Origin of the sequence: Paraburkholderia silviterrae, from assembly GCF_004353915.1 — a bacterium.
Lineage (GTDB): Bacteria > Pseudomonadota > Gammaproteobacteria > Burkholderiales > Burkholderiaceae > Paraburkholderia > Paraburkholderia silviterrae.
In genome coordinates this window covers 161526-174015 of the sequence record NZ_SMRP01000002.1, presented here as the reverse complement: position 1 = coordinate 174015, position 12490 = coordinate 161526, and the positions used below count along the sequence as shown (strand labels likewise).

The 12490-nt window shown below is 65.5% G+C and carries 9 protein-coding genes; 2 read left to right on the top strand and 7 right to left on the bottom strand.

What is annotated here, in order from left to right; genetic code table 11:
* Nucleotides 1-28: 28 nt before the first annotated feature.
* The 5 genes from EYW47_RS04890 to hpnI form a co-directional block, all read right to left on the bottom strand.
* Entirely contained in the window at nucleotides 29-610 is a 582-nt protein-coding gene (locus EYW47_RS04890) for a hypothetical protein (protein ID WP_133193756.1), read from the bottom strand.
* A gap of 118 nt (nucleotides 611-728) precedes the next feature.
* Nucleotides 729-1844 (bottom strand): lysylphosphatidylglycerol synthase domain-containing protein, encoded by a 1116-nt coding sequence (locus tag EYW47_RS04885; protein WP_133194197.1) that lies wholly within the window; start codon nucleotides 1842-1844, stop codon nucleotides 729-731.
* Nucleotides 1838-2809 (bottom strand): hopanoid biosynthesis-associated protein HpnK, encoded by a 972-nt coding sequence (gene hpnK / locus EYW47_RS04880; RefSeq protein ID WP_240763546.1) that lies wholly within the window; start codon nucleotides 2807-2809, stop codon nucleotides 1838-1840. The genes EYW47_RS04885 and hpnK overlap by 7 nt, the downstream gene beginning before the upstream one ends.
* Nucleotides 2806-4227 carry a hopanoid biosynthesis associated radical SAM protein HpnJ gene (gene hpnJ / locus EYW47_RS04875; protein WP_133193755.1) on the bottom strand — a complete coding sequence of 474 codons (1422 nt, stop codon included), beginning with the start codon at nucleotides 4225-4227 and terminating at the stop codon, nucleotides 2806-2808. The genes hpnK and hpnJ overlap by 4 nt, the downstream gene beginning before the upstream one ends.
* 150 nt (nucleotides 4228-4377) lie before the next feature.
* Nucleotides 4378-5688: a bacteriohopanetetrol glucosamine biosynthesis glycosyltransferase HpnI gene (gene hpnI, locus EYW47_RS04870; RefSeq protein WP_133193754.1), complete on the bottom strand. Its 1311-nt coding sequence runs from the start codon at nucleotides 5686-5688 to the stop codon at nucleotides 4378-4380.
* Nucleotides 5689-6494: 806 nt separating this feature from the next.
* Here hpnI and EYW47_RS04865 point away from each other — a divergent pair.
* Nucleotides 6495-7487, top strand: a complete 993-nt coding sequence (locus tag EYW47_RS04865; protein WP_133193753.1) for an LLM class flavin-dependent oxidoreductase — start codon at nucleotides 6495-6497, stop codon at nucleotides 7485-7487.
* Nucleotides 7488-7812: 325 nt separating this feature from the next.
* Here the strand turns inward: EYW47_RS04865 and EYW47_RS04860 are convergent, their stop codons facing one another.
* Both EYW47_RS04860 and EYW47_RS04855 read right to left on the bottom strand, forming a co-directional pair.
* Entirely contained in the window at nucleotides 7813-8838 is a 1026-nt protein-coding gene (locus EYW47_RS04860) for a VirK/YbjX family protein (protein WP_165976496.1), read from the bottom strand.
* A 534-nt stretch (nucleotides 8839-9372) separates the two neighbouring features.
* The gene (locus EYW47_RS04855) at nucleotides 9373-10494 is read right to left on the bottom strand and encodes an alpha/beta fold hydrolase (protein WP_133193751.1); all 1122 of its coding nucleotides are present in this window, start codon (nucleotides 10492-10494) and stop codon (nucleotides 9373-9375) included.
* A gap of 468 nt (nucleotides 10495-10962) precedes the next feature.
* Between EYW47_RS04855 and glgC the strand changes: the two genes are divergently transcribed.
* Nucleotides 10963-12234, top strand: a complete 1272-nt coding sequence (gene glgC / locus EYW47_RS04850) for a glucose-1-phosphate adenylyltransferase (protein WP_133193750.1) — start codon at nucleotides 10963-10965, stop codon at nucleotides 12232-12234.
* Nucleotides 12235-12490: the final 256 nt, after the last annotated feature.

The following is a 12490-nucleotide window of genomic DNA, read 5'->3' as shown; positions in this document are numbered from 1 at the left end:
AAAGCCCACTAATGCCCAGCAATGCCCATCAATGCCCGCGCATCACGTCGGAACGCGAGGTTGTCGAGACCCGGCCGTCCGGCCCGAAGTGCACGTTGAAATACGCCTCTTGCGTGACGCCGCCTTCGAACCACTTCCAGCTCCACACCGTCTCCTTCTTGAGCCGGTACGCGGCCACCTGCCCCGGTTTGCCCAGCAGGCGCCGCACGTCGTCCTGGCTCTCGCCGATGCGCACCTTCGCGAAGTTCTCCGCGGTGAGCGCCTGGGTGATCGCCACGAGCCGTCCATTCGGGCCGATGTCGACCATGTAGGTCTTGAGCCCCTGGGGCCCGCGCGGATATTCGAGCCGCCGCGAGCCGTCCTCGAACACGCGCTCGGTCTCGGGCTTGCCCATCTGCTCGCGCACCTGCTCGAGCGTCGAGACGCCGGGCGTCAGGCCCTTGAGCAGCAGCACGTCGGGTTTCACCGAATCGAAGAAGGCCTTGAACGTCTGCCGAAGGGCGTCGAGCATGGAGTCGATCTGGCGGTCGTCGCAGCCCGTGAGCGTAAGCGCCGCCAGTGCGGCGCACGCCACGGCAAGCGAGCGCGTGGATGAAAAAATGAGCGGCATGTCATCGCTGGGCAATGGCTGGACATCGCGAGGCGTCACCAGCGCTATCGCCGACGCGGCGCGTCCCGCGCACGCTCACCCATTGGCTCAGCGTGCGCTTACATCCCACAATGTACCGTCAATGGGTCTGGTCGTGGCGTTGCGCATGCTTCGGATGCGGCTCACGCAGCGGGCGCGCGGGCGCAGAAGGCACGACGGGCACGGCGGGCAGCGCTTCGCTCGCGGCAGCGGAACGGTTGCGCTCGCGCAGCGAGCGGCGTGTGCGCACGATCTCGGCGGCCTGCCAGGAAAGCAGCGCAAGCACGCCGAACACCACCTCGCGCATGCGCTTGACGAGCGCGAGCGAGAACGCCACTTCCTGGCTCACGCCGAACAACTGGGCGAGCAGCACCACAGCGACTTCCTGGACGCCCAGGCCCGCCGGCACCATGAAGGCTGCGTGACGCACGGCCTGGGTGATCGCCTCGATGGCGAGCGCCTCGCCCACCGTGACCGGATGGCCGAGCAGCGTGAGTGCCCACCACGTCTCGAAGGCGCCGAGCATATAGCCGCCAAGCTGCCAGAAGAACGCGCGGAACATGAGGCCGGTGCGCGACATGAGCCGATCGAGATCGGCGTCGAGCTGCTGGCCGTCGATGCCCATCATGAGCGAATTGCCGGTGCCGAGCAGGCGCGCGGCCCAGCGCTCGATCGCGTGGAACACCCCGCCACGGCGCAGCAGAACGACCGCGAGCACGGGCAGCGGCGCCGTCAGGAGCAGCGCGAGCACGATGGTGACGAGGGTGCGCAGCGAGCCGCCGTCGCCCGTCGCCGCCACGATCAGCACGACGCCGAGCGCCGAGAAAGCGTATTGCACGGCGATCGTCACAAACACCTCGACGATCACCGAGGCTGTGACCTGGCTCGCGTCGCCGGCACCGCGCAGCTTCCAGCGCGCGAGGCGCACGCCGACGATCTCCCCGCCCACCCCCACCGAGGGCAGCAGACGGTTGACGGCCTCGCGCACGGTCGCGACCCACCAGAGGAAACTGAGCGGCGCGCGCTTGTCGAGCAAAAGACGCCACGCGTGCGCATCGAGCAGCAGCGGCAGCGCGTGGAACGGCACGAGCCAGAGGAGCACCGGACCCGCCGTGCCGATCACGCGCACCACGTCGCTCGCGCCGTCGTGCACGACCAGCCCGATCAGGATCGCGATCCCGATTGGCAAGCCCAGCCATTGAAGCCACTTCATGATGATGCCTGTGTCTGCTTCGCCCGGGCGCTCGCACCCCGGGATGTCGAGGGCTTGGCCCTGCCACCGAAAAACACATCGGTGAAGCCGCCGTGGCGCACGCCGCTGCGCTTCAGGGCCTCGGCCACGCGCGGCGAAATCAGCGCGCCGAGTTCGTCGGCATGGCGATACGTGCGCATCGAAGCCGTGATCGGCCCCTCGCCTGCCGCCGGCGCTTCGGCCGGATGGCAATAGATCTCGCCCACGCCCTGCGGCGGCAAATGCGCGAGCGCTTCGAGCAGCACCGCCTCGTCCATCGCGCCCGTCTTTGCAATGCCCACGACGTAATCGTTATGCGCCACGCCCGCGCGCGCAAGACGCGCGCGCACGAGCGCGAGCCAGGGCTTGAGCGCAAACGGCGCGCCCGCCTCCAGCGGCAGGCGCATCGCGCGCAAGCCGTACTCGCGGCCAATCGAGAGGATCAGCGAAAGCACCGTGGGGTGCAGATGGAAGTGCTTGTGCGTGTTCACGTGATCGAGCGCGAGCCCGGTCGCCGCAAACGCCTCGAACTGCGCGCGGATCTCTTTGGCGAGCTGAGCGCGCACGTGCGGCAAGAAGAAGAAGCGCACGCCGTCGCGCACCATGTTGTCGCCGAAGCGGCCGGCCGCGTCGACGAGCGCCGGAATCTGCGCGCGCGGCAGCATGGCGGCGCCGTCGGCGAGCACGAGGTGCAGGCCCACGCGCAGGTTCGGCAAGTGACGCGCGCGCGCCACCGCGTCCGCGGCGGCGGGCGCCGCGACCATCAGGCTCGCGGCGTTGAGCACGCCGTCGCGATGCGCGCGCTCGACCGCTGCGTTGACCCGCTCGTGCAGGCCAAAGTCATCGGCGGTGAAGATCAGCGCGCGGCCGCCGCTGCCGTCTTGCCCGGTGTTCGCGGCATGGGGGGCAGCGTCCGCGCGCGGCGTATCCACGCCGGACGCATCCATCATGCCTCGTGGGCGCGCAGGAAGCGGAAGAACTCCACGCCTTCGCGCAGACGGCGCTTCATCATGTCCCAGCTCGTGAGCATTTCGCGCACGATTTCCCAGATCTTCGACGGGCGGAAATAGAACTGGCGGTAGAACTGCTCGAGGTGGTGATAGATCTCCTCGCGCGGCAGGTTGGGATAACCGATCGCCGCGAGCTGCACGCCTTCCTTGCTCACCAGGTTGATGGTCTTGTTCTCTTCCATCCAGCCGTTCTCGACGGCCTGCTTGTAGAGCGTCGTGCCCGGATAAGGCGCGGCGAGCGAGACCTGGATCGTGTGCGGATTGATTTCCTTCGCGTACTCGATCGTCTTCTTGATGGTTTCCTGCGTCTCGCCCGGCAGGCCGAGAATGAAGGTGCCATGGATCTTGATGCCGAGCTGCTTGCAGTCCGCGCTGAAGCGGCGCGCGAAGTCCGTACGCACGCCCTTCTTGATGTTCACGAGGATCTGGTCGTCGCCGGATTCAAAGCCCACGAGCAGCAGACGCAGGCCGTTTTCCTTCAGGACCTTGAGCGTCTTGTACGGCACGTTCGCCTTGGCGTTGCACGACCACGTCATGCCGAGCTTGCCGAGGCCGCGCGCGATCGCTTCGGCGCGCGGCAGGTCGTCGGTGAAGGTGTCGTCGTCGAACATCAGTTCCTTGACTTCCGGCATGTTGTCGCGGATCCACTTCGCTTCCTCGAGCACGTTCTCGACCGAGCGCGTGCGGTAGCGGTGGCCGCTGACCGTCTGCGGCCACAGGCAGAAGGTGCAGCGCGACTTGCAGCCCCGGCCCGTATAGATCGATACGTACGGGTAGTTCAGGTAGCCGATGAAGTAGTTGTCGATCTTCAGGTCGCGCTTGTAGATGGGCGCGACGAACGGCAGCTCGTCCATGTTCTCGAGGATCGGGCGTGCTTCGTTGTGCTCGATCGAGCCGTCCTTGGCGCGCCACGAGAGACCCTTGATCTGCGGGAACGGCTTGCCTTCGGCGATTTCCTTGCAGGTGTAGTCGAATTCTTCGCGGCAGACGAAATCGATCGCTTCGGTCGCCGTGAGCGAGTTGTGCGGATCGACCATCACCTTAGCGCCGACCATGCCGACGATCAGCGACGGCTTGCGCTTCTTGAGGTCTTCGGCGAAGAGCGCGTCGGTCGGGAACGACGGCGTGCTCGTGTGGATGATCACGAGGTCATAGTCCATCGCGATCTTGAGCGTTTCTTCGACGCCGATGCCGTCGGCGGGCGCGTCGAGCACACGGCTGCCCGGCACGAGGGCCGCGGGCTGCGCGAGCCACGTCGGATACCAGAACGAGCGGATCTCGCGCTTCGCCTGGTAGCGCGAGCCTGCGCCACCATCGAAGCCGTCATAGGACGGGGCCTGCAAAAACAGCGTTTTCATGAGATGAGTGCTCCGGCAGCCCTTTTTATTAATGGGGCATGAATGAACAATTGCGCGCGCGCCGGCTGGAGCCGGCGCTGCGCGCGACATATTAATTTCGCGCCCGGGTTTCACGCCCCCGGGGCGCTTCGGTCTGACACATGGGCCATATCAACGGCCTTTCGATACCTCGACTGCCGCCCGGCGCGGCGCGGCGCTCACACGCGCTTCGCCGCCGGCACGCGGGATCCCGGCCATGTCGGCCGGCGCGAGCGCGTCGGGGTTGGCAACCGCCACGCGCACGCCGCGCCAGATGACGTGCGAGCCGAATACGGCGGCCAGCCACTGCAGCAGCAAAAGCGTGTCGCGCAGCGGGACCAGCGGTAAATCGCGCCAGAACTCCCGCACGCTCGAACTGCCGCGCGCGTGCAGCGCCAACCGCGCGATGATACCGCCAACCGTGCTCGTGCCGAGCGCGGCCAACGCGAGGCGCGTCCCGGCACTGGCCGCAGCGGCTCCCGCGCTGGCCGAAATCAGCCAGTACGCGAGCGCGCCGAGCACGAGCCACGGCGAGGTGAAAGTAATAAATAGCGAAGCGAAACCCGCCGGATTGACCGAGCGGATCGTGCGCAGCCAGCGCGTCTCACGCAGCCACAGCGTGCGGAACGTCGGCTCGATCACGTCGGTGGCGACCACCACGGGAGCCAGCACGGTGGCGAGCCCATGATCGCGCGCAAAGCGGGCCAGCTGGTAATCGTCGGCAAGGCAATCCTTGAGCGACTCGAACCCGCCGATGCGCTCGAGCGTGCCGCGCGAGAGCGCGAGCGTTGCGCCGAAGCCGAAGGCGCGCGAGCCCGTGGAATGCGCGACGCGCACCGAAGGCGCGAACCACTCGTTGATGAAGAGCGCGCCCACGCGCGGCCAGAAGCCGCCGACGCTGCGTGCGCTGTAGAGGCAGGTGACCACGCCAACTTGCGGGTCGGCGAGTGGCGCGGTGACGATCTCGAGATAGTCGGGCTCGACGGCGATATCGCTGTCGGCGACGATCAGCACGTCGTGGCGCGCATGCGCCGCCATGTTGATGAGATTACTCACCTTCAGGTTGCTGCCGTAGACGCGCGAGTCGATCACGAGCGCGATGTCATGGCCCGGATACGCGGCCTGCAGCCGGCGCACGACCGCAATGGCCGGATCCTTCGACGAGGACACGCCGAAGATCAGTTGATAGCGCGGGTGATGCTGCTCGCAGAAGGTGGCGAGATTCTCGTAGAGACGCGGCTCCGCCCCGCACAGCGGCTTGAGCACGCTCACCGGCAGCGGCGTGCAGGCGCGGGCGCGCCGCGCCGCCGCACGCACCTGCGCGGCGGAGCCAAGACGCGGCATGGTCAGCGCGGCGCTGATGGCGTAAAAAGTCACCGCGCCACACAGCGCGATCACGAGCCACCAAACCGACGGAGACAGGAAATCAAGCAGGACCGTCATGCCACGATGCCTCGCATGTCGCCGGGGTAACGCCGTCCGTTGCGGCTGAAGGCGCCGGCGCCGGCCCAAACGCAGCCTGCGCGCGCACCAGCCCCGACGCTGGAGCCGACGTGCCGCAATGCCGTCGCGGCGCAACCGCACCGCGCGCCGGCTAGCTTAAGCGTGTCGCCTGCAACCATTTGCCCCACCCCAAATATCACAAAAAATTACAAGCGCATCGTAGCCGCGCCGCATATTCGCCGCCATCAACGTAACAGTCGGCTACACTTTTTTGATCCTAAGCAAACCAACTGAGGAATCGATTGAGTGCTGCCGGAAGGCAAGGCCGCATCGCACTGCTTGTGCCCTGATTCAAAGGCGAAAATTGTAGCAGCAACGTCCGCGCACCGCTTCCGCGTCCCCCGCAAAAATGCTTCTCATACTTGCAAAGGCAACGATTCTTTCACAACTCTCACGACCAGCTTCCAAACTGATTCAGATCAGAAAATATCCGGTAAACCTATTGAAACACCTCGTTAACGACATTGAATCGAGATTGTGTAGAGCTCGTGTGAATAGGCTTATAAACAAGAATTATTCCAATTCAATTCAAAATAACCTGAGCCTCGCCTGAAACCTCGCCTGAAACCCCAGCCTGAAACCCCATAAGGCGCATGGATTACCGGAGGCCTCCAGCACGATCCGGATCGCTTTGGCACAATGGCCCGCACCTTGCGTCTGCCTTGCAGCCGCCCCGCCGCCCGCGCGGCGAATTCGGGGCAGGCTCGCACGGCCGCGCCTCATGAACTCCGGAACGCCACCCGCCCATGATTCCCTTTTCCGTCCTCGATCTCTCGCCGGTGCCTGCCGGCTCGAACGCCGGCGTCGCGCTACGCAACACGCTCGACCTCGCGCAGCATGCCGAGCGCTGGGGCTACCACCGCTACTGGCTCGCCGAGCACCACAACATGACGGGCATCGCCAGCGCCGCCACCTCGGTCGTGATCGGCCACGTGGCCGGCGGCACGCGCACGATCCGCGTGGGCTCGGGCGGCATCATGCTGCCCAACCACGCGCCGCTCTTGATCGCCGAGCAGTTCGGCACGCTCGAAGCGCTCTATCCGGGCCGCATCGACCTGGGCCTCGGGCGCGCCCCCGGCACGGACCAGACCACGGCGCGCGCGCTGCGCCGCGACCTGCAGGCAAGCGCCGATGCCTTCCCCGACGACGTGGCCGAACTGCAGCGGCTCTTCGCCGAGCCCGTCGAGGGCCAGCGCGTGCGCGCGGTGCCCGGCGCCGGGCTGCACGTGCCGCTCTATATCCTCGGCTCGAGCCTGTACGGCGCGCAGCTGGCCGCGGCGATGGGCCTGCCCTTCGCATTCGCCTCGCACTTCGCGCCCGACCATCTGCTCACCGCGCTGCGCGTCTATCGCTCGCAGTTCCGGCCATCGGCCAAGCTCGCGAAGCCGCATGCGATGGTGGGCGTGAACGTGTTCGCCGCCGAAACCGACGACGAAGCGCGCCTGCTTTTCACCTCGGTGCAGCAACAGTTCGTGAATCTGCGGCGCGGCACGCCGGGGCAGCTCCCGCCGCCGGTGGCGCAAATCGCGGCCAGTGAATTCGAGCTTTCGAGCGTCGCGCATTCGCTCGCGTGCTCGGTGGTGGGAAACCGGGAAACGGTGCGCGCGGGACTTGCGTCCGTGATCGAGCAGACCGGCGCGGACGAGCTCATCGTCACCGCGCAGATTTACGATCACGCAAAGCGACTGCGCTCGTTCGAGATCGCTGCTGAAGTGCGCGCGGAGATGGCCGCTTGCTGAAGCCGTTGGTGTGATTGAGGCCGTTTGGGCCGTTTGGTCCATTCGGGCCGTTTGAAGCGGCCCAAACCGTTGCGGCGGATGAACGAGGCAGTCCAGGCAGCTGAAGCAGCGCCATGGATAACGGTTTGAGCGAAATAGCGATGTGCCGGAGGCAGAGAATCAGCTTCCTCGCGGATCTCCGGGAAAAGGCGCTTGTCGACCCGCCTGCGCCATTGACCATTCCATTGGGTAGACGGCAGCAATCGGGCTCACAGAGGACCTCAGCAGAGGAGTCGCCTGGCACGCGATTCCTTCACCCTTCCCTCGCGACTCCATCACACGGCCGTCACGCAGGTTCCGCCTCACAATAATCCGTTGCCAGAGCAGCAGCGAGTTCCAGCAGGTGGTCGTCGGCCGTCGCGTGAGCGTGACCCAGATGAGGCAGCTTCAGATCTGCAGTCAGAGCTTCGTCGACTGCCCGATCGAGCTGCTCCAGCAAATCCGCAATCAGCGTCTGCCGCCTGCGAAATTCAGCACGCCGCTTTGACGGAACCTCGCTGACGTCGCGGTGATAGGGGCGAAGCGGCAGCACGAACCGCCCGTCGACCTCAACCCCGCCTTGTTCACGCCAGAAGCCGTCATAGTCCGCGCCAAACTGGATCGCCGTTGCGGCGGACACGTGCGTCTTCTTCGTCACGCCCGTGAGCGCGTCTATCCTCGCCATCCTGCACAATTCGCTGACGGCTTCGATAACAGCGGCCTTCGGTCGTAAGCCATGGCATGCGCGCGTAGCCTCGCGCACACGCTCCCGGTCCGCGCCGGCTGGCCCTTGCAGGCCCCCGATCAGCGCACTCCGCTTGCCTGATCCGGCATGCCGTTCGAAGCTGATGGTCGCCCACGCCAGATCGACGTGCTCGAACACGTCGCGCCACGCGACGGTAAGCAAGCCCTCGCGCCAGCAGCGTACTGGCTCGCTCACAACGAGCGCATACCTGCCACTCGATGCCAACGTCACGTGCTCCGAATTCAGGTAGAGCCTGCGCACAAGATCTTCGCCAAACAGCTCCCGCACGACTCGAAAATGACCGCAAAGCAGCTCGGCACGCTCGTTTGCACGCATATCGGCCTGGGCAAAGCAATGAAAGGGACGCTCGAGAAAGCGCCGGTTGCGGGCAGCAATATCTGCAAGCAGAGTGTTCGTCGATAGTGCCTTTAACCAGATGCGGGCTGCAAACGGGTTGAGCAGCGCGTACATCAGCACGCGGGCCCGCCTGAAGAGGTCATGGGGCGTTCGCCCAGGAATCGACCTGGACAGCAGGTGGCGAATTTCAGAGATTGACGTCATTAGCCACGATCGGTTTTGCACTTTCATGAATGGTCCAGGCACGAAGGCAGCCGCGACCAGTACGAGAGTCGCCGCCAGCGAACTTGTCATAAGAAGGCTGACTTGAAGAAAATTCGGGAGAAGCGTGAAGAAAGTGCCCGGCCACGTCGCGTGCGCGCTATATCGTCTAGCGCGACAGCGCTTCAATTCACAACGCCGGGGCACCCGAATGTCGACTCCGCATGGGCGCATCAAACTGCGCGCGCAGATGCGTCGGACTCCTTATCGACTGCGGCGGTCCAAGTCGATGGTGTTCGATAAGCGCCATCAGGCACAGGCCATGTACCCGCCCTTCGAACAGCTCATGCGAGCATCCCTGCAATGATCTGATGGGCGCGCAAGATTACAGAATATTTCAAAGGTAATCAAATATTACCTTATATTCCACTGGACGCCTAGCGCCAACCGAAACATCGCAAGTTCTGTATTTAGAAAACGGGGGCGCATCGCGCGCCGACTACACCTGTCGGCAGGCGGTCTCCACGGAAATTCCGGTGGCGGGACAGAAAGCCTTTCGAATGCTCAGCGGTTCGCCGGCGCCGCTGCCAGCCAGTCCAACAGCGCCTTATGAAACGCCTGCGGATCCTGCATCTGCGGCGCATGGCCGAGGTCAGGGAATTCAACCAGGGTCGCGTGCGGAATCGCTTTCGCGGCAGCCTTGCCGAGCTCCGGATAATTACCGAGCGTCGCGCGCACTTCGGGCGGCGCGAGATCCTTCCCGATTGCGGTGGTGTCCTTCTGACCGATCAACAGCAGCGTCGGCATGCGCAACTCGCCGAATTCGTACACCACCGGCTGCGTGTAGATCATGTCGTAAAGGAGCGCCGAATCCCAGGCAACCTGCTGCTTGCCCGGCCCCCGGTACATGCCGGCCAGCATCTGCACCCACGGCTCGTAGCGCTCGCCCCAGTGGCCCGCGTAGTAGGTCGACTGCTCATACTTGCGTATCCCGTCGGCGCTCGTCTTGAGCTCCCGTGCGTACCAGTCGTCCACGGAGATCGAGGGCACGCCCTTCGCTTTCCAGTCCTCGAGCCCGATCGGGTTCACGAGCACCAGCTGCTCCGTCTCGCGTGGATACATCAGGCCGTAGCGCACCCCGAGCATGCCGCCCGTCGAATGGCCGATGATCGTCGCGCGCTCGACGCCCAGCGACGCGAGCAGCACATGCGTGTTGCGCGCGAGCTGCTGGAAGCTGAACTGGTACGCGGCAGGTTTGCTCGATTTGCAAAACCCGATCTGGTCCGGCGCGATCACGCGATAGCCGGCATCGGCGAGCTGGGTAATGGTCTCGCCCCATGTGCCAGCGCAAAAGTTCTTGCCGTGCAGCAGGACCACCGTACGGCCGTTGGGCTTTTGAGTGGGCCGGCCCACCGGTTGCACGTCCATATACGCCATGTGCAGCGTCTGGCCTTGGGACGTGAAGGTGAACTCGTGCACCGGGTACGGGTATTCGAAGCCCTGCAGCTCGGGACCATAGGCGGGACCGTCGGACGGTGTGCTTGCGCCAGAAGCGCCAGGCGCGCTGGCGGCGGACGGCGCGTTCGCGCCACTCCCGGCGGCGCAGGCGGCAAGTACACATGCGGCGGCACAACAGGCGGCGATGGTGGAAAGCTTGCGTATCGAGAGCATGGGCAATGTCGTCATGAGTGGCGTGACCTCGCGCGCGGCGGGTCCTTCAACGCCCAGCCGGCGTGACGCGCGGAGCGTCAGCGATTCTAGCCGCCATGCGCCCGGCATGCGGGCAGCGCAGCAACGCGCGATGGGCGCGCCGCTCGCAGACCGCTCCGGGCAAGCGGCTTGCTGCTTTCGCACAGGCGCCGCCGACTGCCGCCCTGTGCAGCGAATTCGCGCAACGCGGCATTCGGTGCTAGAACATTCATTGCGCGGTCACAAAAGCGCTGCCGACGGCGGGCAAACGACATGCAAACGGCACACCGGCATGACCGCCTGCGCGCCGGCGCGGGCCGACCTGCAAGGCGCGTCGTGTGCGGCCCGACCTCGGCGGCACCACCTGCGCGGCCCCACCTCGGCGGCCCCACAAAAACACCTCTGGCGCATGAGCCGGCGGACGCGGACCTGGCGACACCCCGGGGGCACAACAAGGAGACGATCATGGAAACTCCGGCAAGCCTCAACGATCTGCAGCGCACCACGCTCGCGATCGTGCTCGCGGGTGGACGCGGCACCCGTCTCGGTCCGCTCACCAACAAGCGCGTCAAGCCCGCGGTCTACTTCGGCGGCAAGTACCGCATCATCGACTTCGCGCTCTCGAACTGCCTGAATTCGGGCATCCGCCGCATCGCCGTCGTCACGCAGTACAAGGCGCATTCGCTGCTGCGCCACATGCAGCGCGGCTGGGGCTTCCTGCGCGGCGAATTCAACGAGTTCGTCGACTTGTGGCCCGCGCAGCAGCGCGTGGAAGGCGCGCACTGGTATCGCGGCACCGCCGACGCCGTCTACCAGAATCTCGACATCATCCGCTCCATCTCGCCGAAATACGTGATCGTGCTGGCCGGCGACCACATCTACAAGATGGATTACACGCGCATGGTGGCCGACCACGCCGCGAGCGGCGCCGATTGCACCGTGGGCTGCATCGAGGTGCCGCGCATGGACGCGCGCGCCTTCGGCGTGATGGCCGTGGACGAGTCGCGCCGCGTGACCGGTTTCGTCGAGAAGCCTGACGACCCGCCCGCGATGCCGGGCCACCCCGACATCGCGCTCGCGAGCATGGGCATCTACGTGTTCGAGACCGCCTATCTCTTCAAGCAGCTCGAGGAGAACATCTCGCGCAGCGCCACCGACCACGACTTCGGCAAGGACATCATTCCGCGCGTGGTCACCGATGGCTACGCGATCGCGCATCCGTTCAGCCTTTCGTGCGTCTCGTCCGATCCGAACGCCGAGCCCTACTGGCGCGACGTGGGCACCATCGACGCCTACTGGTCCGCCAATCTCGACCTCGCCTCTACGATTCCCGCACTCGATCTCTACGACCGCAACTGGCCTATCTGGACCTATCAGGAGCAGTTGCCGCCCGCCAAGTTCGTGCGCGACCTGAACGGCCTGCAAGGCTCGGGCACGAACCTGATCGTGTGCGGCGGCAGCGTGATCTCGGGCTCGCAGATCTCACGCTCGGTAGTCTCGTCGAATGTGCTCGTGAAGTCGTTCTGCAACATTGCCGAGGCAGTCTTGTTGCCGGAGGTGACAGTGGGCGCAAGCTGCCGGCTGCGCCGGGTGGTGGTGGACCGCGGCTGCGCGATCCCCGACGGCACCGTGATCGGCGAAGACCCCGCGCTCGATGGCGAACGCTTTTACCGGACCGAGAACGGCGTCGTGCTGGTGACCGACGAGATGCTGGCGAAGCTCAGGCGCGGCGGCTGAGCGGCAAGCAGCGTCGGCGAGCGCCTCGTCCGGGCCGCATGCAAGCGAGATGCGAGCCGCATGCGGCCCACGTGCTGCGCCCACGCAAGGAACCTGCAGCAACAGCCGGACACGATCCGGACAGCCGCAAGAGCAGCAGCAAGAACGGCCACACGAGCAACTGCACGAACATCTGCACGAACAAGCAGACGAACAAGCAGACGAACACCCAGACGAACAACCGGACGAACAACCAGGCCAGCCCGCAAAGGACCCC

Bases quoted from the DNA above. Each gene is read 5' to 3' on its own strand.
- EYW47_RS04860 (WP_165976496.1), bottom strand. From the start codon at position 8,838: ATGAAAGTGCAAAACCGATCGTGGCTAATGACGTCAATCTCTGAAATT.
- EYW47_RS04865 (WP_133193753.1), top strand. From the start codon at position 6,495: ATGATTCCCTTTTCCGTCCTCGATCTCTCGCCGGTGCCTGCCGGCTCG.
- hpnI (WP_133193754.1), bottom strand. From the start codon at position 5,688: ATGACGGTCCTGCTTGATTTCCTGTCTCCGTCGGTTTGGTGGCTCGTG.
- hpnJ (WP_133193755.1), bottom strand. From the start codon at position 4,227: ATGAAAACGCTGTTTTTGCAGGCCCCGTCCTATGACGGCTTCGATGGT.
- EYW47_RS04855 (WP_133193751.1), bottom strand. From the start codon at position 10,494: ATGACGACATTGCCCATGCTCTCGATACGCAAGCTTTCCACCATCGCC.
- hpnK (WP_240763546.1), bottom strand. From the start codon at position 2,809: ATGATGGATGCGTCCGGCGTGGATACGCCGCGCGCGGACGCTGCCCCC.
- EYW47_RS04890 (WP_133193756.1), bottom strand. From the start codon at position 610: ATGCCGCTCATTTTTTCATCCACGCGCTCGCTTGCCGTGGCGTGCGCC.
- glgC (WP_133193750.1), top strand. From the start codon at position 10,963: ATGGAAACTCCGGCAAGCCTCAACGATCTGCAGCGCACCACGCTCGCG.